Raw genomic sequence first — 23,217 nt, forward strand, 5'->3', positions numbered from 1 at the left:
TTAAATCCCAATTTACATGGCTTATTCGCTTTCCTCACATTTGTTTTTGGCCACTGCCTTGGTCCTAGGCACATTTATCAAACAACCTGAAACGGCAATGACACAAAAAACAGACAATACTTACCATGTCAAACCAATTTCCGGCACTATTACTATAGATGCCGATTGGGAAAAGCCAATATGGGCATCTGTGGAGCCTGTGGAACTGACTTACTATATGGGTGAAAAGCCTGCCTTTAGCCCGGTGACCCACGCCAAACTGATGTACGACAAAGATCATATCTATGGGATCTTCCGAGTACAGGATAAATTTGTGCAAAGTAAAGTCCTCGAAATAAACGGAAATGTATCCGGCGACTCCTGTGTGGAATTCTTCTTTTCTCCCGACACCGATAATCCGTTAAAGTATTTCAACTTGGAAATAAATGCGGGAGGTATTCCTTTACTGCATTATGTCAAGCAACCACGGCAGAATTATGAAGTCATAGCACCGGAAGCCATAAAAAAAATAGAAATAGCCCATTCACTTCCCAGAGAGGTATTTCCAGAACTAACCGAGGAAACCGTTTGGACCATTGAGTTTAAGGTGCCCTTGGACATGTTGCGTGAGTTTGGTCCAGTTACCACGCCAACACCTGGCGTGAAATGGAAGGCAAATTTCTACAAAACCGGAAGCAGAACCAGCAACCCAAATTATTTTACCTGGAATTTGGTGGAAAACCCAAGGCCAGATTTTCATTTGCCACAATTTTTTGGCAATTTAATATTCGATTAAATCAACTTTACTTTAATACCAAACGTCTATGAAATCACTAACACACTCATTCATCGCTTTGCTCGCCCTCACAATTTCCTTTTCCACAATGGCACAGGAGTCTTATAACCCTGAAAAAAAATTGAAAGAAATGGGCATAGAAATAAAACCGCCGGCTCCAAGCGTAAGTAAAATTGTCTCAGCGGTACGGACTGGTAATTTAGTGTTTCTGTCAGGCCATGGTCCTACCCGACCCGACGGAACCAATGTAGTAGGCAAATTGGGAGCAGACCTGACCGTAGAGCAGGGCCAAGAAGCGGCCCGACTTACCGGCATCCAACTATTGACCTCCCTTAAAGCCGAAATCGGAGACCTAAACAAAGTAAAACGAGTGGTCAAAGTATTGGGAATGGTAAACAGCACCCCGGATTTTGTCCAATCTCCGGCTGTTATCAACGGCTTCACCGATCTTATGCTAGAGGTCTTTGGTGAAAAAAAGGGGAAGCATGCCCGATCTGCCGTGAGCATGGTGTCCCTTCCGAACGGCATCGCCGTAGAAATTGAAATGATCGTAGAAATCGAGGATTAACCCCGATTCAATCACTCCGAAACTGTATTATGATTACAAGAAGAAATTTACTTAAAAGACTGTCAGCCCTACCGTTAATCGGCGGGTTGGTTGGTTCAGGAATACCACTCAGTGGATCATTTGCCGAAACTTTGCCTGAAGCCGTAGCAAAAAGGGATGTACTGAAAGAATTAGGCGTCAGGACATTTATCAACGCCGCTGGGACTTACACCGCAATGACGGCATCTTTGATGCCCAAGGAAGTAATGGATACAATCGTCACCTCCAGTCAACGCTTCGCCATGCTAGATGAGGTACAGGATAAAGTAGGTGCCAAAATAGCTGAACTCTGCCATGCAGAAGCCGCCACCGTGACTGCGGGATGCTGGTCAGCCATGGTGTTGGGACTGGCGGGAGTGCTTACAGGAACGGACAGAAAAAAGATCTCCCAACTTCCCAATTTGGAAAGGATGAAAAATGAAGTCATCGTCCAAAAAAGTCACAATGTGGGTTATGTACATGCCCTTACTAACACTGGGGTTACAATTATACCCGTTGAAACTGTCGCCGACGTCGAAAAAGCGATTAACAGTCGGACGGCTATGATGTGGTTTTTAAATTATCAGGCCCCTGATGGCCAAATTCAGCACGAAGAATGGGTAGCGTTGGGCAAAAAGCACAATATACCCACGATGATAGATATGGCTGCAGATGTGCCTCCCGTGGAAAACCTATGGAAATATAATGATATGGGTTTCGATCTGGTCTGTGTCTCCGGAGGAAAAGCCATGAAGGGTCCTCAGAGTGCCGGCATTCTTATGGGAAGAAAAGATCTCATCGAGGCCGCAAGATTAAGTGCGCCTCCACGGGGTGGAACAATTGGACGGGGCATGAAAGTCAACAAGGAGGAAATTTTGGGGATGTATGTGGCTTTGGAAATGTATATCAAAAAAGACCATGCCAAAGAATGGAAATCGTGGGAAGACAAAGTCTTTCATATTTCCGAAACTGCCAAAAAAGCTGGAAATATAACAACTGACGTTACTGTGCCGCCCATTGCCAACCACACTCCGTACCTTCAAATTGAATGGGATAAAAGCTATTTTAATATCACTCGTCAGCAACTTCAGGAAAAACTACGTGCTGGAAATCCTTCGATTGAAGTCATGGGTAGTACTGACAATTCTATCAGCATCACAGTTTTTATGTTGAATCCCGGAGAAGAAAAAATTGTGGCCAAGAGAATACTTGAAGAATTAAATGCCGCAAAAGTTTAACTAATTGCCCAAATAAAAGCACTATGATGAAAAAAATTAACCTTATATTGTTATTTGTAGCTCTGCTATATACAGGACTTCTTCATGCGCAAGATTATGACTTAGTAATCAAAGGTGGTCATGTAATTGATGCGAAAAATGGCCTGGATGGGATCATGGATGTCGCTATTACTGCGGGAAAGGTTTCCAAAATCGGACCCAATATCCCTACTACGGGCACCAAGCAAGTGGTAAAAGCCGCAGGAATGCTTGTGGTTCCGGGGCTTATTGACATACATGGGCATAACTTTGCGGGAACTCGGCCAAACAGTTACCTGAGCGATGGACTTACGGCGGTGGATCCGGATGGGTATACATTTCGGGTAGGAGTGACCACCATCGTGGATTGTGGAGGTCCGGGATGGAAAAATATGCATGTTTTTAAGGAAAACATCATAGATCCATCCAAAACAAGGGTGTTGGCTTTTATGAATATAGTAGGTGAGGGAATGAGAGGGGGAGCCTATGAACAGGACACCTCCGACATGAATGCACAAAAAACAGCACAAGCCGCAATCAACTACAAAGAACATGTGGTAGGCTTTAAAGTAGCCCATTATGGCAAAAGGGATTGGGTTCCCGTGGATCGGGCCGTAGAGGCAGGCAATATTGCAGGAATGCCTGTAATCATAGATTTCGGTGGATCAATGTCATTTGCACCGCTCAGGTTAAGAGAATTGTTTTTTGACCACCTCCGTCCTGGGGATATCTACACCCACGTCTTTGCTGAGTTAGGTGGTGCCAGAGAGCCCGTTGTGGATTATGAATCCCGGGAATTTAAGCCCTTTGTCAAGGAAGCTCAAGAAAGAGGAATTATATTCGACGTCGGGTATGGTGGAGCTAGTTTTGATTTCAGACAGGCTATCCCTTCATTGGAAGCAGGATTTTTCCCCAATACCATTAGTACGGATTTGCACAAGGGAAGTATGAATGCAGCTATGAAAGATATGCTAAATATCATGTCAACCTTCTTGGCTATGGGTGCGGATTTAAACAAAATCATAGAGGCATCTACCTGGGAGCCTGCAAAAGTCATACAGCGGGAAATGTTGGGCAATTTATCAGAAGGAGGCATTGCGGATGTCGCCATCCTTCAGCTACGAGAGGGTGAGTTTGGATTCTGGGACAGAAACGGATACAAGATACCGGGGAATAAACGCTTTGAAAACCAAATGACCATCAAAGACGGGAAAATAGTTTATGACCTGAATGGAATAGCGGATCCTGTGGTATATAAGCAATAGGAATCGTTTAATATTAACAAAGGGAGGAAAGCAGTTTTGTTTTCCTCTTTTTTTTGTTTCAAAATGTCAATCGGCCTTTAAATTTGCCGTTTTTAGTCTGCAAAATGCTATAGAATTTCCAATGCGTAGTTAAAACCATTTGGATCATTCCGATGAAGTTGGTATTTTAGGTTTATTAATGTAATAACCCGATAAACCCATGTATAATCTATATCCCCCAGGATTTTTCTGGAAATCTCACCTGATTTTCTTGTTACTTCTTCTTATTGGCTGCCTTCTTTTCAATTTCTTTTGGTTGAATTAAATAAGCATGAAAGACGTAAGCTTCCCCATTCAGACCGTTAAAGCCGACAATGAAACAATTTAAACCAAAAAACCTTTTTTCGACCGTTCAACCTATCAATCGCTATTTCAGCTTTTACACTTTTTTGCTTGTCGTCTCCTCTTTCTACTTCGAAGTTCAGTCAGCAGTTGCACAGTCCAATATCTTTACAAACCCGATTCGCAACGGGGCAGATCCCTGGGTATATCAAAAAGATGGATTCTATTATACCTGCGCCGTATCTGGAAAGGGAATCGGAATCTCAAAGTCTGATAAATTGACAGACTGGGGTGAAACGATCCAAATCTGGAAAGCTCCCGAACAGGGCTGGAACCACAGCAATATCTGGGCTCCGGAGATCCATCATTTCGACGGTCACTGGTATATTTATTATACCGCAGGAAAGGTTCCGGGCGGTCCCTTTATCCATCAGCGGTCGGGTGTATTAAAGTCGTCCGGTGAGGACCCCTTTGGCCCCTATGAAGACATAGGCATGCTGTATACCGGAGATGATATTTCCGATCCGGAATCTGTAAAATGGGCCATTGACCTGACACCCATGGAGCACAACGGAAATCTCTATGCCATCTGGTCCGGTTGGGAAGTAAACAGAGACACGGACAAAACCTCCCAACACCTGTTTATAGCACGCTTGGCTGACCCTACTACCATTAGTAGCAACCGGGTGAAAATCTCCTCCCCGGAAGAAGACTGGGAAACGGGCGGACCCCTAGATCTTAATGAAGGAGCGCAAGTTTTGCGAAATCAAGGGAAGACTTTTCTCATCTACTCCACAAGGGAATCCTGGCTAAAAGAATACCGCTTGGGGCAGCTTGAATTGGTGGGTGAGGACCCCATGAATTCGGAAAGCTGGAAAAAATCCGGACCTGTGTTTATGGGTACAGAAGAGGTGCTGGGAGTTGGCCACTGCAGCTTTGCCAAATCCCCGGACGGTTCGGAGGATTGGATCATTTACCATTCCAAGAAAACAATCCAACCCGGCTGGGACCGGGATATCCGCATGCAACCTTTTGGATGGAAATCCGACGGATCTCCGGATTTTGGTGTTCCGATTCCTGCGGGAAGGCCGATTGCTAAACCTTCGGGGGAGTAGGGACCAAGAAGAAAGATCGCATGGATTTGATCCGGTATAGATCCTAGTTTCAAGCAAGTCTAAAGAACTACCCTAGTACAACAAAACAGAATTCTAATTGAACACGGTCAGTTAATACAACAAAACGAGAAATCAAGTTGAAATTCACAGACAGAAACACTGTTGGTAACATTAAAATCCCTTTCCCGCTAACTTAAAAATCCAGCCAAACAAACCGCCTGACTGGATTTAAAATTCTGTTTATCTTACGACACTAAGCTATCAAATTTCCATTATCATCCCATTGGGCAATATCTCCCCGGGTCGCAATATCCAAATAAATATCCTTATACTTGGGATCATTTTCAAACCCATGCTTTGCCAGTACTTCCTCAGGAACACCATCCCAGGCATTGGGTCGGTTACCGACATAGCCTAGATCCTTGAATCCTTCTTCACTGGTAAAAAAACCAGTCGCTGTTAGGTTCCGGAGCATATTGAAAAACCGCACACCAGCCTGAACCTCAGGTGTGGCCTTATCGGGATACGCAATCTCATCAATAATCCGGATCCGCTGTTCCTGACTGATTTCCACAAATTTTTTCTGATAATACTCATCGGCCTTATGGTCCAGCCAAAGAAGTCCTCCCCGCATTGGTGTCTGATAATCCGGAATATCCTTCATCATAAATTCTATGAAGTCAGGTACCCCTGCATCTGTGGCACTTCCCGATGTCTCGTCTGCCGGAATAATGATGTCCACCAAAATATCCAATTTCTTCCGCTCTTCTTCGGTAAAGAAGGTCGTCGAATTCAGTAGGTCGTTGTGCTTGATTTCTTCCGGAGTACGTCCATAGCTCCCAAATTCACCAAATGCCGGTTGATGGGCTATTTTTTCTGTCTCGCTACCACAGCCGGACAATATCAGCCCGGTCCCAAACGAACTCGCCAATAACAGTTTTAAATTTTCTCGTCTATTCATGGGTTTCTATATGTTTTTCTTCTTTAACTGGTCCACAATATATTCCGATGTTCTCATCGAAAGTGCCAAAATCGTCCAGGTAGGATTCTTGTCTGCCTGCGACACGAAAGGACCTCCATCTACTACAAATAGATTTTTGCAGTCGTGGGCCTGACTATATTGATTAAGTACGGATGTTTTTGGATCATTCCCCATTCTGGTGGTTCCTACCTCATGTATTATCCGTCCCGGCTTATGCAACCCATACTGGCTTTCCGGACCGGGCTTATTGCCTAAAATAGTGGCGCCCATACTAGTCAACACCTCCTCAAAGGTGTCGTGCATATGTTTGGCCTGCTTGAGCTCCTGGTCTGTCCATTTATAATGGAATTTCAACACAGGAATACCAAACTTATCCACAACATTATCGTCGATCTCGCAATAGTTGCTGTATTGGGGAATACTTTCTCCCCTTCCTGACATACCCACTGTAGATCCGTAGAAGGTTCTAATATCCTTTTTAAGCCCTGCACCATAGCCTCCGGAGGGACTTGGATTTCCAAATTCATCTTTGATGTGTTTACGCATGGTATCCATGCCTCCACCGAAACCATAAGAAGGCATACTCATTCCTCCCCAGTATTCGATATGATATCCGCGCGCAAAGTCCAAGTTTTTCTCATTCAACCACCAAGGGGTATAAACATGCAAGCCTCCGACTCCATCTTCATTGTATCGGTCCCTATCCATCAATTCTGGTAGAATACCCATACGGTCAGCACCCGTGGAATCATGCAGGTATCTACCCACATATCCGGTGGAATTTCCCAATCCATTTGGGTGGGTTTTGGAGGTCGAATTCATCATGATCCGGGCTGATTCGCAGGCAGAAGCACCCAAAACCACTACACGCGATCTCAACTTGTATTCTTTCATATCCGCCTTACTTACGTAAGAAATGCCAGTGGCCTCACCCTGATCGTTGGTTGTAACCTTTCGGACCATGGCATGAGTATATAAATCCACCTTACCTTTTTTCATAGCTGGCTTTACCAGACAAGTTCCGGAGGAAAAATCCGCATATACCTGACAGGCTCTGTTACACTGACTGCAGAAAAAACAAACTCCCCGATCATTGTTTACCGGGCGGGTAAGAATAGAAAGCCTGGAAGGGATAACGGGTATATTGATTTTGCTTGCTCCCTTTTTAACATATAATTCGTGAAGTCTCGGCTTTGGAGGAGGTAGGAAAAATCCATCCGGTTCGTTGTTGATTCCCTCTTTGGAGCCAAACACACCAATCAATTTATCTACTTTATCATAGTAAGGCTTAACGTCATCATAGCCAATGGGCCAATTGTCACCCAAGCCGTCCATGTCTTTACGCTTGAAGTCCAATGGACCAAACCGAAGTGAAATACGGCCCCAGTGATTGGTTCTACCTCCCAACATACGGGATCTAAACCAGTCAAACTGACTGTCTTTACCCCGGGTATAAGGCTCTCCCTCGATATCCCAACCTCCTATAGCTGCATCAAAATCTCCAAACGCACGTACCGTTCCGGCACCTCTTCGGGGTGATTCCCATGGAAACCTCAGTTGTGTCCGGTGCTCTTCCAAGGCCGGGTCAAAATCGGCCCCTGCCTCTACTACGGCAACGGACAAGCCTGCCTCAGACAATATTTTGGAAGCCATGCCTCCTCCGGCTCCAGAACCTACGATGATGGCATCATATTCCTCACCGGAAGATTGAATCTGTATACTCATTCTATTTCTTTATTTTTTTTAAAATTCCGAAAAAATAAGACAAAATTTTGACAAATAAAAAACCCTTACTTTTAACGGTAATACCGTGGGGATGAAGTTATGGACTATTTTAATTAATTTATGGCACCAACATTTCTGTTCATGGATAAAACGAAGAATTTACAATAGTGGCAAAATATGTTCCCAAACCGTCTCGGCTACAATTTCATGGCCTTCTTCCGTCGGGTGAATACCGTCAGGCAAGTTGAGTTCCGGATTACCCGCAACGCCTTCCAGCAGAAAAGGAATCAAACTTACCGATTCATCTGACGCAACTTCCTCATACATGCCACTAAATTCGGCCGTATACTCCTGACCCATATTAGGAGGAATCTGCATACCGGCCAGAAGGATTTTTGTATCTGGGTATCTACTTCTTACCTGTTGGATGATTTCTTTGAGATTTTTCCGGGTTTCCGCTACGGAGATTCCCCGCAGTCCGTCGTTACCTCCCAGCTCCAACACAAACACGGCAGGGCCTTCTTCCAAAAACCAGTCCAAACGATTTAGCCCACTTGCTGTCGTCTCTCCACTCAAACCTCCATTGATTACTAAGTATTCTAGTCCGGCACTGTCAATTTTATCCTGGATCAACGCCGGAAAAGCATCTTCCTCATCCAACCCATACCCGGCTGTCAGACTGTTTCCAAAAAACAGGACAACTGGACGATCCTCTTCTATTTCAATTTCTTGACTCGTGGATGTCTGATTTTCCTCTTTTGTAGAGTTGTTCCCGGTGCAACCCATTATAAGAAAGGCAAACACATAAAAAATGATTATTTTATAATTGATCATAATTGGCTTGATTCGTTGTATTGATATGTTTTTAATATTAACGCAGGTTTACCACACAAATTCAAACTAAATATAGGTTGATTTTTGTTAGTACCTCAATTAATCATTTTTCCCCCTATTCGAATGAGTATTTTAAGCGTCCAAAATTTAACGAAAACCTACCAAAGCGGCAACAGAAAGCTTACTGTTTTGGAAAATGTCAGCTTTGAGGTTGCTCACGGAGATACACTCGCCATCGTGGGTCCATCTGGAAGCGGGAAGACTACCTTGCTGGGACTCTGTGCCGGACTGGACGTTTCCAGTGGTGGTTCCGTCTCATTGAACGGTCAGGCCATGGACAACCTTACAGAAGATCAACGTGCGAAACTCAGAAATGACTCAGTAGGGTTTATTTTTCAAAATTTCCAACTGCTTCCAACTTTGACAGCCTTGGAGAATGTAATGGTCCCACTAGAACTCAAAAAGAGAAAAGATGCTAAATCAAAAGCACTGGAACTGCTTGAAAAGGTCGGATTGGGAGATCGGGTTACCCACTACCCCAGTCAGCTGTCAGGCGGCGAGCAACAACGTGTATCCATTGCAAGGGCATTCGCCAACGAACCAAAAATTCTCTTTGCAGATGAACCTACTGGAAACCTTGACACTGAAACAGGAGAAATGATTGAGAATTTGATTTTTCAATTGAACGAAGAAGAGGGCACCACACTAATTCTGGTCACCCATGACCCGGAACTAGCCCAACGTACGAACCACATCATCCACATCAAAGGTGGCAAACTGCAGGAGGTAACTCATGGGTGATTTCCAATGGATAATGACCATGGCAGCGAGGGATTTTCGCAAAAATGGATCCAAGCTTATTCTGTTTATTTCATCAATAATTACAGGGATTGCCGCTTTGGTAGCCATCAGCTCCTTCGGTGACAACCTTACCAAAGACATTGACCGCCAAGCCAAGGAGCTTTTAGGAGCTGATTTGGTGTTAAATAAAAATCAACCTTTTGACCTCCCGCTTATTGATTCTCTGGTAGCTGATCAGGCCAGGGAAGTGAATTTTGCATCCATGGTGTCTTTTCCCGCCAAAGGAGAAAGCCGCTTGACCCAAGTAAGGGCCCTGGAAGGGGCATTCCCTTTTTACGGAAGTTTTGATACAGAGCCGTTGTCGGGGGAAGAAAGTTTTCGGCAAGGTGGAAAAAAAGCTTTGGTGGAAAACCTCCTGCTGGTGCAGTTCGATGCCAAGGTGGGAGATGAAATTAAAATTGGGGAGGTTACCTATGAAATTGCCGGAGCTTTAAGAAAGGTTCCCGGACAAACAGGTATCACGGCTACTGTCGCCCCCGCCGTATATATCCCAATGGAAACGCTCGAAGAGACCGGATTGGTACAGTTTGGCAGTAGGGTTAATTACGAATATTATTATTCTCTAAATCAAAACGTAGACCCAGAAGCAGTAATCGAGAGTTATAAGGAAAACTGGGAAGAAGAAAATGTCCGTTACGAAACCGTACAGGGACGGAAAGAATCCACAGGTAGATCCTTTCAAAATTTGTCCAACTTCCTCAGTCTAGTAGCCTTTATCGCAGTTCTTTTGGGCTGTGTAGGCGTAGCAAGTGCTGTCAATGTATTTGTCAAAGAAAAACTACCAGCGGTGGCGGTATTGCGTTGCCTTGGGGTTTCTTCCGGAAAGATTTTCGGAATTTACGTATGGCAGATTTTTCTAATGGGACTTATAGGTTCCGTTGCGGGAGCTACTCTTGGAACTGCCTTACAATTTATTTTGCCTGCCGTATTTCAGGATTTCCTTCCTGTAGATGTTACTTTGGAAATTTCCTGGAGAGCCATTGCCTTGGGAACCTTTACCGGCATATTGATTTCATTGCTCTTTGCGTTGATTCCGCTGCTAAAGATTAGAACGGTTTCTCCCATGATGACCTTGAGGCCTGAGTCGGCAACCATTCGGTTTTCCAAAGACCCACTCCGTTGGACGGTTGTACTGGCCATTGTTATATTTATGATGGGATTCAGTTACTATTTGCTTAGAGACTGGATTCAGACGCTTTGGTTTACCGGATTTGTGTTTTTTGCATTTGGCGTACTATGGTTGTTTGCACTGGGTATCATGTGGGGTATAAAAAAATGGCTTCCCATTACCCTAACTTACCCGATTCGACAGGCATTGGCCAATCTATACCGACCAAACAATCAAACCGTATCCTTAGTAGCCACCATCGGCTTAGGTACCGCCATGATATCTACCTTGTTCTTTGTACAGTACCAATTGCTGGATGAAGTCCAGTTTGCCGATAAGGAGGGACAGCCAAACATGTTGTTTTTCGATATACAAACCCACCAAGTGGATGCGGTGAGCCAGGCATTGAAGAATCAAAACCTACCCATATTGCAGGAAGTCCCCATCGTAACTATGGGAGTCAATTCTGTAAAGGGGGTGACTAAAAAACAAAATCAGGAACTTCCTGAGGATGAGCAAATATCAAGACGGCTTTTTAATCGGGAGTATAGAGTGACTTACCGGGATTCCCTGATTAGCTCCGAGCGGCTAACGGACGGTGAACTTAAGCCTTACACCAATCCCGGTGATAGCATCTTCATTTCATTTGACAAAGGATATGCAGAGCGCTCTGACATTAAATTGGGAGATCAGATCATATTCAATGTGCAGGGCCGACCTCTAACTACCTATGTTGGAAGCTTTAGGGAAATTAACTTCCGGCAGGTGTCAACCAATTTTCTGGTGCTATTTCCCGACAATGTGCTGACTAATGCCCCAAAATTTCACGTAGTTATTACCAAGACAAAAGATGATGTACAGGCAGGCAATGTTCAAAACGAGATTGTCCGGGATTTTCCCAATGTTTCAGTGATCAACCTCTCTACTATCGTAGAAACCCTAGATGAAATTCTGGGTAAGATCAGCTTTGTGATCCAGTTTATGGCATTGTTTAGCATCATCACTGGAATTCTGGTCCTTATCAGTTCCCTGATTATCAGCAAGTACCAGCGCATTAAAGAAAACGTTCTCCTGCGAACCATAGGAGCACAGCAGGCTATTTTGATACAAATAAACACCTTGGAATATCTCTTTTTGGGGAGTCTTGCGGCACTTAGTGGAATTCTTCTGTCAATCATAGCGGCTGCCTTGCTTAGCCTTTATTTATTCGAAATTCCTTTCCACATGGAATGGCTTCTCCTGGGAGCAGTTTATGTGGCCATTACCTGCATTACCGTTTTACTAGGATGGTGGAATGGTAGGGAAATTTTAAAAACTTCAACGATGGAGATATTGAGAACCTAGGGATTAGCGTATGCGAAAGCTTATTTTTTGCCTGGCCAACTTTTGGGTTGTGCACTGTCAGGCTGTGTATTCACAGACTTATTTCGATGACGACAAACTGCTTAAAAATCTGCATTTTACGGATTTTATAAGCACCTTACTTTCCAATATACATCTTGGATTTCAAATGGGCGGGCGTACGAAGACATTTTTCAGGGGCCATCTTGGATTTGGATATGCGGTTACACTCCACAATGGTGTTGGCGATTTGTATCCCAGCGTGGATTTCGGAATTAGCCGTATTTTGAATTTGCGGAAAAAATAATCCCGCATTCAGTTTATTAGTTGAATTTGAACGGTATTATAAGGTTAGTTTTTTCATAGGTCAAAGATGGAATTGCCTTGAGAATTCAAAATTGAATCCAATCCAAATAATTTAACCTGTTAATTTCCTGCCAGTTAGCATCTGGGTAGGCTTTGGAGAAGGCCGCAGGTACTTTTGCTTTCTTTTGACCCCATTTGCATTCAAATGCCTGTATTTCCTGATGGCTGTTTACCTCCAGTAAATCTATTTCCTGCCCATCGTAGGTTCGCCAAAAGTAGTATTGGATAGAATTACCAGCGGCATTGTTGTATTTCATTCTTTCAGCAATAAAGTGCTGTTCCCATAAAGCACCAATATCATTTCTTAGACTTAATGGACTAAAATTATGGATCAACGCATTTCTGATTCCATTGTCATAAAAATACCATTTCTTGCTTTTAGTTACCTCTTTTCGGAGATTTCTGCTGAAGCCGTTTAAAGGGAAGATAATAAAAACCTTGGCAAGTAGATCCAAGTATCTTTCTACGGTTTCTTTATTCAATTGGAGGCTGTTTCCCAGCTCTACGGTACTGACCTGACTCCCAACTTGCCACGCCAATAACCTTAACAATTTATAAAGGACATCTGCTCCTTTGACGTTGGTTAATGCAAGAAGGTCTTTTAGGAGATAACTACTTACCAAGGATTCAAGGTATTCCTCTTTATCATTCAGGCTATCAATGTGCCACAATTCAGGATAACCACCGTAAATCAGTCGTTCAGACAAATTGTTGGCGGTTTCTATCCTATTTTCAATTTTAGCATACTCCAACTGTGCAACAGGGAAAAGATGATATTCCTTTTTCCTTCCCACCAAAGGCTCTCCCGCATCATTGACCAAATCAAAACTACTGCTCCCCGTAGCTATGATGGAAATTCCTTTTAAATTATCAATCATCAATTTTAATATTTTTCCAATATTAGGAACAACTTGGGCTTCATCTATTATTACTATTTTCTTATCTCCGACGATTTGTCTATAATTTGCTACGGTCCTTAAACTAAGCAGCTCAGCTACCTGAACATCTTCACCCAACAAAAACAGTGTATCTTGTTGGTTCTTATGGAATATATTTTCAATAATAGTAGTTTTTCCACTTCTTCTACTCCCGTATAGGAGAACTACTTTTTGCTTTCCAAGTTGATTTTCTATCGAAGTCTGAACATAGCGAGGAATTTCCATATCTTAAATTTATCATATAAACGGCGCAATTTACATTAATTAGGTTGCTTTACCAACCTAATTTACATTAATTAGGCGGTTTAACCAACTTAATTAACATTAATTAGGACGGTAACTTTACTTGACCTTATGAGAGATGTAGTAAATCGTAGAATTCTGAATCTTTATAAATAATATTAAAAAAAAATTCAAACAGTTGAAACCTTTTTGCATAGATATATGTCTATACATTAAATACAATTACAAATTATGACCAGACTCGAAGAGGCAATTCAGCAAAAATCCTTTAAAGACCCTTTCAATAAAGCCGTGGTAAATATTCTTTACACCCACAGTTATATTGTCACCAGGCAGAATAAACTGTTTAAGCCCTACGAGTTGTCTCCGGAGCAGTACAATGTGTTGCGTATCCTAAGAGGTCAGCATCCCGATCCCATTACGGTATCATCCATTCAGGACAGGATGCTCAACAAGATGTCGAATGCATCAAGATTGGTAGAAAAGCTAAAATTGAAAGCATTGATAGACCGTAAGGAATGCCCAGCCGATAGGCGACAGGTCGATGTGACTATTACCCCAAAAGGCTTGAAACTATTAGATACCTTGGAGCAAGCCATCAATCAATTTAACCAAGAAGTAATCTCCTTATCAGAAGAGGAAGTAGATACCCTGAACAACCTATTGGACAAACTCAGGGAGGAATAAAAAAATTTAACTAAACCAATGTATAAACAATTAATGTATTAACAATTTAAAAACAGCAACTATGAGTACTACAAAATGGAATATCGACCCCACACATTCAGAGGTGTCATTCAAAGTAAAACACTTAGTAATCTCCACCGTAACTGGCTATTTCCGATCATTTGAAGGATCCGCCGAGTCATCTGACGAAAAAAACTTCGACGGTGCCAAAATCGAATTTTCAGCAGAAATTGACAGCATTGATACCAATCAGAAGGATAGGGATACGCATTTAAAGTCTGCGGACTTCTTTGATGCGGCAACCAACCCTAAATTGAAATTCGCCAACGGTATTCTAGTAAAGAAAGGCGAAGATTATGTCTTGAAGGGAGATCTGACAATGAGAGAAACTACTCTGCCAGTAGAATTTGCGGTAGAACTGGGAGGTATCGCAGGTGACCCTTATGGAAACACCAAGGCCGGATTTGAGATCACTGGCAAAGTAAGCCGAAAAGCCTTTGGGCTTACCTGGTCAGCAGTTACCGAGGCCGGAAGTGTGGTAGTTGGAGACGAAGTAAAGATTATCGCCAGCATACAGTTAGTAAAACAATAACATCCCTTGACCCCAGCCGTAGGTAAAATAGCTGGGGTCATCTTTAATACTTTTCCCTTAAACCCATGGAAAAATTAATCACTGGAATTCACCATATTACTGCACTTGCCAGTAATCCTCAAAAAAATGTGGATTTCTACACTGGCGTATTGGGCCTGCGGCTTGTCAAAAAAACCATCAATTTTGATTCGCCGGATGTTTATCATTTCTATTTTGGTGATGAAGTTGGCACTCCTGGCACCATATTAACCTTTTTCCCATTTGAAGGTGCCACAAGAGGCCAAAAAGGAGTGGGAGAAACTACCTTTTCAGCCTTCTCCATTCCAAAAGCATCAGTTTCCTTCTGGCATGATCGATTAAAAAAATTGGACATTACGGTGTCGACTCCCATCTCCCGCTTTGGGGATGAGGTATTGAGGTTTGAAGACCATGACGGTATGGGCATAGAACTTGTCGCCACAGATGTTGACAGCAGAAAGGGTTGGACCTATGGACCTATCCCCTTGGAACACAGCATCAGGGGCTTTCACAGTGCCACGTTGAATTTGCGTTCAAAAGAACTTACATCCAGCCTACTTACCGAAGCGATGGACTATGTCTTTATCGGCGAGGAAAACAACCGCTTCCGCTATGGTACTAATGGTGAACCCGGAGATATAGTAGATATAGTGATCAATCAACCCGCAACCCGTTCGATCCAAAGTGCGGGAACAGTTCACCATATTGCATTTCGAACGGCCAATCAGGCTTCCCAGCTAAAAGTGCAGCAGGTACTTGGGGACTTTGGGCAGCAGGTTACAGAAGTGAAGGATAGAAATTATTTTAAGTCCATCTATTTCCGTGAGCCGGGAGGAATTCTATTTGAAGTGGCTACGGATGAACCTGGATTTGCTATTGATGAAGAGATCGGCCACCTTGGTGAAAATTTAAAACTTCCGGATTGGGCAGAACCGAAGCGGGAAGTAATATCTAAAAACCTGGCTGCAATTACCCTTGATCCCAAAAAGTATGATTAATGTTTTAGAAAAAGGCAAATCCCTTGACGCTGCCAAGAAAGTGGCAATAATGGTCCATGGAAGGGGTTCTAACGGAAGCCAAATTGTTTCCTTAGCAGATCACCTGAACTTGGACGGCTTTGCTCTATTGGCCCCACAAGCATCTGGAAATACTTGGTATCCCTATAGCTTTATGGCAGCCCAAGAAAACAACCAACCCGCTTTGGACAAGGCATTGGCACAATTGCAAGCACTCGTTCAACACTGTTTCGACAATGGAAAAACTACAGATCAATTGTACCTTATCGGTTTTTCTCAAGGGGCATGTCTTGCGTTGGAATACGCCGCAAGAAACCCGAATAAATACGGTGGTATTATCGCATTTACGGGAGGGTTGATCGGGGAAAATTTAGATCTAAACTTATATAAGGGTGACTTTGAGAAGACACCTTTTTTCATTGGAGCCAGCCATCAGGACATTCATGTTCCGCTGCATCGGGTAAAAGCCTCGGAGGAAATTCTCAAAGAAATGGGTGCTAAGGTAAAGACCCTGATTTTTCCCGATACCTATCATACCATACGGGAAGAAGAAATTGAGTGGGTGAATCAACATATTTTATTTTAATTGATCTTATTTTTTGTTGACCCTAGTGTTCGGATTTTAACCTTTGAGGTCTTACAGACCTCGAAGGTTTTTGTATTTATGTATACATTGAGTTTCCTTTTTGAGCAAGTAAAGACCTTCGAGGTTTGAAAAAAACCTCAAAGGTCTATTAGTCTAATTATCTTCCTCCAAAAACGGATATCTATAGTTCTTTGGACTGACAAAGGTCTCCTTGATGGTCCGTGGTGAAACCCAGCGGAGAAGATTAATCATGGAGCCAGCTTTATCGTTTGTTCCCGAAGCTCTTGCCCCACCGAAAGGTTGTTGACCTACTACCGCTCCAGTTGGTTTGTCGTTGACGTAGAAATTGCCCGCCGCATGCCGTAATTTCACGGTAGCCAATTCTATGGCGTATCTGTCCTGAGAAAATACCGCACCTGTCAGCGCATAGGGAGAGGTCTGATCCACAAGCTCAAGAGCTTCCTCAAAATGCTCCGCATTATACACATAAATAGTTAGTACCGGGCCAAAAATTTCTTCCTGCATTGTCTTGTACATGGGATCCTGCACCAGCAGAACTGTAGGGGCGATAAAGTATCCAGTAGATTTGTCAAAGGTACCACCTGCAATAACCTCCACACCTTCGGTGGCTTTTGCTTCCTCGATATAGCCAGTTATTTTGTCAAAGGATTTTTCGTCAATCACAGCATTGATGAAATTGCCGAAGTCCTCGGTGCCGCCCATTTTCATACTTTCCAAATCGGAAACCAAGAAATCTTTAACCTCCTCCCATAGGTTAGAAGGGATATAGGCCCGTGAAGCTGCGGAACATTTTTGTCCCTGATATTCAAATGCACCTCTGGCCAATGCTGTGGCAACTGCCTTAGGGTGTGCTGATTTATGGGCTATGACAAAATCTTTACCACCAGTCTCGCCTACTATGCGGGGATAGGTTTTGTATTTATGGATGTTTTCACCGATGGTCTTCCAAATGGTCTGAAAAACCCCCGTTGATCCGGTAAAGTGAATCCCGGCGAAGTCTGGATGCTTAAATATTACTTCTCCGGCTTCCGGGCCGTGCACATAGATGAGATTTATTACACCGTCCGGAACTCCCGCCTCCTTAAAAATCTCCATTAACACATTAGCCGAATAAATTTGGGTATAGGCAGGCTTCCATACCACAGTATTTCCCATCATTGCGGGTGCTGTTGGCAAGTTACCCGCAATGGCGGTAAAATTAAACGGGGTAAGTGCAAATATAAATCCTTCCAAAGGCCGGTGCTCCACCCTGTTCCAAACTCCCTGATCGTTCTTCGGAGGTTGTTGGGCATAAATTTCGGTCATGTACTGTACATTAAACCGGAGAAAATCTATGATTTCGCAGGCTGAGTCAATTTCAGCCTGGAAGGCATTTTTTGATTGGCCAAGCATGGTTGCAGCATTTAATTTGTCCCGGTAGGGTCCCGCTATAAGCTCAGCTGCCTTTAGGAAAATGGCCGCTCTTTGTTCCCAATGCATATTTTCCCAAGCGAATTTGGCTCCCAGCGCTGCCTGAATTGCCTGCTCCACATGGGAGGCATCACCTTCATGAAAGTGACCCAACAGGTGTTTGTGGTCGTGGGGCGGAGAAAGAGGCAGTTTGGTGTCTGTTCTTACTTCGTCACTTCCTATATACATGGGTATATCTATTTGCTTCCCCCTTGCATCAGCCAATGCGGCTTGCAGGCTGGTACGTTCTGGCGAGCCCGGCGCGTAGCTTTTTATGGGTTCGTTGATGGGATCCGGTACGTTAAAAAAACCTTTGAGCATGGTATAAGTTGGTTTAGCTTCGTTATTGAATTGAATAGCAAATATACGAATAATCAATGGCATAGGCTAAAAGTAGTCCCTGAAGCCAACCCTAAACTTTCTTATTATGTCAAAGGAAAGCTGAGATAAAATAAAGGGGTATGCTGTTTATCTGGGAAATTACGCCTCTTTCCTAATCAAGTTTTCAAGTGGACATATTTGAATCCTCTTTTAGCAGATTTTTTTGTTAGGCTGATACCTTAATTAGAAACCGAGCGATAAAAATTCACCGCATTTTATTCAAAGATTTTAGTTGATTAATATTAAAATGGTAGTTACCTTTCGTATATCAAATTACTACATATGAAAACTGTATCCTTAAAAATAGACGAGTCGATTTTCAGGGAAGCTGAGAAAATACTTTCCCACTTAAAAAAACCGCGTAATAGATATATTAATGAGGCAATATCCCATTACAATAAGATTCAGCGAAATCAATACCTCCAAAGCAAATTGAGGCAAGAATCCAGTCTTGTAGAGAAGGACTCAATGAGTATACTTGGTGACTTTGAGAAAATTGACTACGCAGATGAAACAATTTGAAGTATGGATTGCGGATTTGAATCCTCAAATCGGAACTGAACCTGGCAAAACCAGGCCAGTCTTGACGATTCAAACTAATTTACTTAACAACATTCCCCATCCGTCAACCATCATTTGCCCTATAACAACAAACATTAGTAAGGAAGCCGAAATTTTGAGAGTACACTTAAAACAAGGCACGGCAAACCTGAACCAAGCCTGCGATATTATGATTGATCAAATTTGTGCGATTGACAATAAAAGGCTGACAAAAAAGATAGGTACTTTGCCCGAAGAACTAAGAGAAACCGTAAAAGAAAATATACGAATTGTCTTAGACTTGGAGTGACAAATATTTTTTGCAATTGGACGTTGGCAAACTGGCTTAAAATAGATGATTTTTCTGGAGGTATTTGTATTCTTTCATCACAATATCCCCTTAAGCTCCATTAGCTTCTGTATAGTATAGGACGGTCTTAAAGAACAAGCGATGCCCTTCGGGTTGAAATAGATCTGATCTATTCCTGCATTTTGTGCTCCTGCAATATCAGAAAGTGGGTTATCACCAATCATAACACATTCCTCAGGTCTTACGCCCAATCGCTCTACAGCGTAATCAAAAATTCTCCGGTCAGGTTTTCGGTGTCCTGTAGTTTCGGAGGTAACAATTAAGTCAAAATAAGAAGTTAACCTGGCTGCTTTCATTTTTTGGGCTTGGCTTTCATTGAAGCCGTTGGTTATTATATGTAGGCCATAGGAATGCCTAAGGTGTTCCAATATTTCAAAGGTATCTTCGACAACGTGAGGTTTGGATGAAGTATTTGTCATAAAATGGCCTTCCATGGGTTCAGGAACTAAGTCTGGATCAGCGGCTACTGTTTCAAAAATGCGTCTAAAACGTACCTGGCGGAGCTCTTCCTTGGTAATTGCTCCTACATTGTAACTATCCCAAAGTCCGTAATTTACCTGCTCGAATGCACGGAAAAAAGCCTCAAAGGATGAAATACCCAACTGCGTTAAATTGTAATGCATGTACAACTCGGATAGGGATTCCTCCACGTTTTTGTCATAATCCCAAAGCGTATGGTCCAAATCAAAGAAAAGGTGCTTATATATTTTTGTCATTGACTATTACAGTCCGTATTTGTTATCCTGAATTTTATTTTTGGCCAACTCCCGGTTAGAATGCAGGATCTCATAGATTTCCTGGTCTTTGATAAGGCGGTTGTCCTTTTGTATAAACTTCAAAATCTGCTGAATGATTTCAGAAGTTTCTTCCAAGAGGTAATAAAAAGTCCACTGATCGATTTTTTTGCTACCTACCAGTCCGGAATTCTTCAAATAACTCAGGTGGCGGCTTGTTTTTGTCTGAGTAAAATCAAGAATATGTTCCAAGTCAGATATGCTCAATTCTTTATTTTGGATCAATAAATGCAGGATTCTGACCCTTGGTTCTTCCGAAAGAGCTTTAAAAACTCGCATTCCGTAACTTAAACTTATGTTTTTTAACCGCATTTAATTAATTTTAACAATTAAAAGTATCCTCAAAGTAAGTAAATCATTTCAAAATAGTGTAACTAGTCACTTTAATTTGAAACAATGGTACGAAACACTGCTTTGTAAATAGCCGTTAGTTTAATTGATGAAAGTATCCAATTTAAAAATTACCTCCCCATTTCTCATCCTCGTGATGTTCCTGTGCCTAACGGGTATAAAATCCGCGAATGCCCAAGATACTCCTGATAGGAAGATCGTGCAATTGTCAGGAATCATCCTGAATGCTGACAGTACAATTGCGATACCTGGCGTAAATATTTATGTGCCCAGAAAAGGTCGCGGCACAAGCAGCAACCGGTTTGGATATTTTTCCATGCCTGTCATCGCCGGAGACAGTGTAGTATTTTCCTTTATAGGCCTTAAGCGACAAGCAATTAAAGTTCCCGATAATATACAGGAAGACAAGTTAAGTTATATCCTTACCATGGTTGAGGACGAATTCGCTCTGGCAGAGGTACAGGTCATGCCTTATCCCACAGAGGAAGAGTTTAAGAATGCGGTTTTGGCCCTTAACATAGAAGAAGAAAGGCCGCTTAATCGGGGTAATCTTAGTCCCCAACTACTGCTAAGATGGGCTGAAGAAATGCCTGCTTCTGGAAATGAAAACTTCAGGCAGTTCACAAATATGCAAATGATGCAGGGTATGGACCGCTATGGCCCAAGACCTCTACCGTTGTTAAATCCATTTGCTTGGGCTCAATTTATACAATCCATCAAACGAGGAGACTTGAAAAGCAAGGATTAATTTCCCATATCTATTCTAATTAAGTTTCTAAGTCTACACCGATTTTCAATCCGAATTTTCTAATTCCAAATTCCATGAAATTATACTGGAGCCTTCTCCTTCTTTGCCTGTCGTTCGTGGGCTATTCACAAACAACTAACTCAGAAAAATCCCTAGAGCGACCAAAACTGGTTGTCGGTATCGTTGTTGACCAAATGAGACAGGAATATTTTTATAAATACCATGACCGATATGGGGAGGGAGGTTTTAAGCGGCTGATGGACCAAGGGTTTATGATGAAAAATGGCCATTACAATTACATTCCTACCTATACTGGCCCGGGACATGCTTCGGTATATACAGGTGCAACTCCCGCTACACATGGTGTCATTGCCAATGATTGGTATGTAAGAAAACTTGGAAGAACGGTCTATTGCGCAGAGGACAGTACTGTAAGCGCGGTAGGCGGAAGTGAAGGATCAGGTCGTATATCACCGAGAAATATGCTTTCTACAACGATCACCGATGAACTTCAATTTGCCACCAATAAGCGATCGAAGGTAGTCGGGATTGCGATCAAAGACCGTGGTGCTGCACTTCCGGCCGGCCACTTGGGGGATGCCTACTGGTACGACGGAAAAACCGGGGAATTTATGAACTCGACCTATTATGGAGAAAGCCTTCCCGATTGGGTTACTGCATTCAACAAACGGGAACTTCCTAAAAAATATCTGGGCCAAACTTGGGAAACAATATATCCCATAGAAACTTATATTCAAAGTGTGGACGATGACAATGAGTTTGAGTCGCCTCCAATTGGTAAAGAAGCTCCCGTCTTTCCATATATACTTCCAGAGCTAATGGAAAATAATGGAGGGTTGGGCATGATAAGCGGTACGCCATTTGGCAATACCTTAACACTGGATATGGCCTATGCAGCACTATCAGGGGAACAGCTAGGTAAAAGAGGCGAAACCGACTTTTTGGCGGTTAGCTTCTCCTCGACTGATTATGTGGGCCATGCATTTGGACCATCTTCAATTGAATTAGAGGATACCTATTTAAGGCTGGACCGTGAATTGGCTGCCTTCTTTGAGCACTTGGATAAGGAAATCGGTGAAGGTGAATATCTGGTGTTCCTCACAGCAGACCACGGTGTAGCTGATGTTGTCCGGTATATGCAGCATGAGCGTGTGCCAGCGGGCAGCCTGAACACCCGCTTTGTCCTTACCCAACTCAGGGGTTATACCAACGAAAAATATGGGGAAGGGGATTGGATAGAAAATTTTTCCAATGAGCAGGTATTCCTCAACCATACTCTAATAGCAGAAAAAGAGGTGGACCTAGTTGCCATGCAGAATGATATCGCTGAGTTTTTGTTGCGATTTGACGGGATCAAAGAAACGTACATCGCAAATGACATGAGACGCCATGAATACACTTCGGGAAGAAAAAATCTGCTGCAAATGGGGTATAACCACAAAGCTTCAGGTGATGTGTTATTGATTTTAGATGCTGCGTGGCTAACAAACTCAACAAGAGGAACCACGCATGGCACAGGCTATACCTATGATACTCATGTGCCCATTGTTTTTTATGGCTGGAATATACAGCCGGGCTCCAGTTCCCGGTATGCGGCAGTGACTGACATTGCTCCTACGCTGTCCATTCTGCTTCATACCCGACTACCAAATGGAGCTACTGGGCAGCCAATTGGGGAGATCCTAGATAGAGAATAAATTTTCAAATACCCACAGGACATCATAATTATTTTTTCAGACGAATCATTTCAGGTAATTCATGAAGCACGTATCCGTCAACCAAAAAGTAGAATTTATCCCGACTTGTAGTTTTGTTAAGGATACGACAAATTCATATTGGTTTTATTGATTTTGGTGAAGAAAATCAACTTAAATTCGCCCATATCGATTTGGTTTCTGTTCGTTAAAATCAAAGTAAATTCTGCCAA

23 protein-coding genes are annotated in these 23,217 nt (G+C 42.8%); 16 read left to right on the forward strand and 7 right to left on the reverse strand.

Going from position 1 to position 23,217, the window contains the following annotated elements; all coding sequences use genetic code 11:
* The first annotated feature begins 16 nt into the window (after positions 1 to 16).
* The 5 genes from FQ608_RS01155 (at position 17) to FQ608_RS01175 (ending at position 5,318) form a co-directional block, all read left to right on the forward strand.
* The gene (locus FQ608_RS01155) at positions 17 to 775 is read left to right on the forward strand and encodes a carbohydrate-binding family 9-like protein (protein WP_234364001.1); all 759 of its coding nucleotides are present in this window, start codon (positions 17 to 19) and stop codon (positions 773 to 775) included.
* Between the two features lie 28 nt (positions 776 to 803).
* Entirely contained in the window at positions 804 to 1,343 is a 540-nt protein-coding gene (locus FQ608_RS01160) for a RidA family protein (RefSeq protein WP_158855965.1), read from the forward strand.
* A 29-nt stretch (positions 1,344 to 1,372) separates the two neighbouring features.
* Complete coding sequence (locus FQ608_RS01165; RefSeq protein ID WP_158855966.1) at positions 1,373 to 2,599, forward strand: aminotransferase class V-fold PLP-dependent enzyme; 1,227 nt, start codon at positions 1,373 to 1,375, stop codon at positions 2,597 to 2,599.
* 26 nt (positions 2,600 to 2,625) lie between these two features.
* Positions 2,626 to 3,882, forward strand: coding sequence for an amidohydrolase/deacetylase family metallohydrolase (locus FQ608_RS01170; RefSeq protein WP_234364028.1), 1,257 nt, complete (start codon positions 2,626 to 2,628; stop codon positions 3,880 to 3,882).
* Positions 3,883 to 4,235: 353 nt separating this feature from the next.
* A complete protein-coding gene (locus tag FQ608_RS01175; protein ID WP_158855968.1) occupies positions 4,236 to 5,318 on the forward strand; it encodes a glycoside hydrolase family 43 protein in 1,083 nt (360 codons plus the stop codon).
* 253 nt (positions 5,319 to 5,571) lie between these two features.
* Here the strand turns inward: FQ608_RS01175 and FQ608_RS01180 are convergent, their stop codons facing one another.
* The 3 genes from FQ608_RS01180 to FQ608_RS01190 form a co-directional block, all read right to left on the reverse strand.
* A complete protein-coding gene (locus FQ608_RS01180; protein WP_158855969.1) occupies positions 5,572 to 6,279 on the reverse strand; it encodes a gluconate 2-dehydrogenase subunit 3 family protein in 708 nt (235 codons plus the stop codon).
* 6 nt (positions 6,280 to 6,285) lie between these two features.
* Positions 6,286 to 8,025, reverse strand: coding sequence for a GMC oxidoreductase (locus FQ608_RS01185; RefSeq protein ID WP_158855970.1), 1,740 nt, complete (start codon positions 8,023 to 8,025; stop codon positions 6,286 to 6,288).
* Between the two features lie 159 nt (positions 8,026 to 8,184).
* A complete protein-coding gene (locus tag FQ608_RS01190) occupies positions 8,185 to 8,859 on the reverse strand; it encodes an arylesterase (RefSeq protein ID WP_158855971.1) in 675 nt (224 codons plus the stop codon).
* A 123-nt stretch (positions 8,860 to 8,982) separates the two neighbouring features.
* Between FQ608_RS01190 and FQ608_RS01195 the strand changes: the two genes are divergently transcribed.
* Genes FQ608_RS01195 through FQ608_RS01205 form a run of 3 tightly spaced genes read left to right on the forward strand, consistent with a single transcriptional unit; the run spans position 8,983 to position 12,476 of the window.
* On the forward strand, positions 8,983 to 9,660 hold the full coding sequence (locus FQ608_RS01195) for an ABC transporter ATP-binding protein (RefSeq protein ID WP_158855972.1): 678 nt from the start codon (positions 8,983 to 8,985) through the stop codon (positions 9,658 to 9,660).
* On the forward strand, positions 9,653 to 12,172 hold the full coding sequence (locus tag FQ608_RS01200) for an ABC transporter permease (RefSeq protein WP_158855973.1): 2,520 nt from the start codon (positions 9,653 to 9,655) through the stop codon (positions 12,170 to 12,172). Before FQ608_RS01195 ends, FQ608_RS01200 begins: the two co-directional genes overlap by 8 nt.
* A 10-nt stretch (positions 12,173 to 12,182) precedes the next feature.
* Positions 12,183 to 12,476, forward strand: a complete 294-nt coding sequence (locus FQ608_RS01205; protein WP_158855974.1) for a hypothetical protein — start codon at positions 12,183 to 12,185, stop codon at positions 12,474 to 12,476.
* Positions 12,477 to 12,561: 85 nt separating this feature from the next.
* On the opposite strand, the gene FQ608_RS01210 is transcribed toward FQ608_RS01205, so the two are convergent.
* Positions 12,562 to 13,698, reverse strand: coding sequence for an ATP-binding protein (locus FQ608_RS01210; RefSeq protein WP_158855975.1), 1,137 nt, complete (start codon positions 13,696 to 13,698; stop codon positions 12,562 to 12,564).
* A gap of 249 nt (positions 13,699 to 13,947) precedes the next feature.
* Here FQ608_RS01210 and FQ608_RS01215 point away from each other — a divergent pair, with 249 nt between their 5' ends.
* The 4 genes from FQ608_RS01215 to FQ608_RS01230 all read left to right on the forward strand — a co-directional run bounded on the left by FQ608_RS01215 (position 13,948) and on the right by FQ608_RS01230 (position 16,615).
* The gene (locus tag FQ608_RS01215; RefSeq protein WP_158855976.1) at positions 13,948 to 14,403 is read left to right on the forward strand and encodes a MarR family winged helix-turn-helix transcriptional regulator; all 456 of its coding nucleotides are present in this window, start codon (positions 13,948 to 13,950) and stop codon (positions 14,401 to 14,403) included.
* Between the two features lie 61 nt (positions 14,404 to 14,464).
* The gene (locus FQ608_RS01220) at positions 14,465 to 14,995 is read left to right on the forward strand and encodes a YceI family protein (RefSeq protein WP_158855977.1); all 531 of its coding nucleotides are present in this window, start codon (positions 14,465 to 14,467) and stop codon (positions 14,993 to 14,995) included.
* 65 nt (positions 14,996 to 15,060) lie between these two features.
* Entirely contained in the window at positions 15,061 to 16,011 is a 951-nt protein-coding gene (locus FQ608_RS01225; protein WP_158855978.1) for a ring-cleaving dioxygenase, read from the forward strand.
* Positions 16,004 to 16,615 carry an alpha/beta hydrolase gene (locus FQ608_RS01230; RefSeq protein ID WP_158855979.1) on the forward strand — a complete coding sequence of 204 codons (612 nt, stop codon included), beginning with the start codon at positions 16,004 to 16,006 and terminating at the stop codon, positions 16,613 to 16,615. Before FQ608_RS01225 ends, FQ608_RS01230 begins: the two co-directional genes overlap by 8 nt.
* 153 nt (positions 16,616 to 16,768) lie before the next feature.
* Here the strand turns inward: FQ608_RS01230 and pruA are convergent, their stop codons facing one another.
* Positions 16,769 to 18,406 (reverse strand): L-glutamate gamma-semialdehyde dehydrogenase, encoded by a 1,638-nt coding sequence (gene pruA, locus FQ608_RS01235; RefSeq protein ID WP_158855980.1) that lies wholly within the window; start codon positions 18,404 to 18,406, stop codon positions 16,769 to 16,771.
* Positions 18,407 to 18,748: 342 nt separating this feature from the next.
* Here pruA and FQ608_RS01240 point away from each other — a divergent pair, with 342 nt between their 5' ends.
* Positions 18,749 to 18,988 (forward strand): hypothetical protein, encoded by a 240-nt coding sequence (locus tag FQ608_RS01240; protein ID WP_158855981.1) that lies wholly within the window; start codon positions 18,749 to 18,751, stop codon positions 18,986 to 18,988.
* On the forward strand, positions 18,975 to 19,316 hold the full coding sequence (locus tag FQ608_RS01245; RefSeq protein ID WP_158855982.1) for a type II toxin-antitoxin system PemK/MazF family toxin: 342 nt from the start codon (positions 18,975 to 18,977) through the stop codon (positions 19,314 to 19,316). The genes FQ608_RS01240 and FQ608_RS01245 overlap by 14 nt, the downstream gene beginning before the upstream one ends.
* 77 nt (positions 19,317 to 19,393) lie before the next feature.
* Here FQ608_RS01245 and FQ608_RS01250 read toward each other — a convergent pair whose 3' ends face one another.
* Entirely contained in the window at positions 19,394 to 20,092 is a 699-nt protein-coding gene (locus FQ608_RS01250; RefSeq protein WP_158855983.1) for a YjjG family noncanonical pyrimidine nucleotidase, read from the reverse strand.
* Between the two features lie 6 nt (positions 20,093 to 20,098).
* Positions 20,099 to 20,482 (reverse strand): ArsR/SmtB family transcription factor, encoded by a 384-nt coding sequence (locus FQ608_RS01255; RefSeq protein WP_158855984.1) that lies wholly within the window; start codon positions 20,480 to 20,482, stop codon positions 20,099 to 20,101.
* Between the two features lie 127 nt (positions 20,483 to 20,609).
* On the opposite strand from FQ608_RS01255, the gene FQ608_RS01260 reads away from it, so the two are divergent.
* Together FQ608_RS01260 and pafA are read left to right on the forward strand one after the other, a co-directional pair.
* The gene (locus tag FQ608_RS01260) at positions 20,610 to 21,269 is read left to right on the forward strand and encodes a carboxypeptidase-like regulatory domain-containing protein (protein ID WP_158855985.1); all 660 of its coding nucleotides are present in this window, start codon (positions 20,610 to 20,612) and stop codon (positions 21,267 to 21,269) included.
* 74 nt (positions 21,270 to 21,343) lie between these two features.
* Positions 21,344 to 22,987, forward strand: coding sequence for an alkaline phosphatase PafA (gene pafA / locus FQ608_RS01265; RefSeq protein ID WP_158855986.1), 1,644 nt, complete (start codon positions 21,344 to 21,346; stop codon positions 22,985 to 22,987).
* The last annotated feature ends 230 nt before the right edge of the window (positions 22,988 to 23,217 follow it).

This window comes from Lunatibacter salilacus (genome assembly GCF_009797935.1).
Lineage (GTDB): Bacteria > Bacteroidota > Bacteroidia > Cytophagales > Cyclobacteriaceae > Lunatibacter > Lunatibacter salilacus.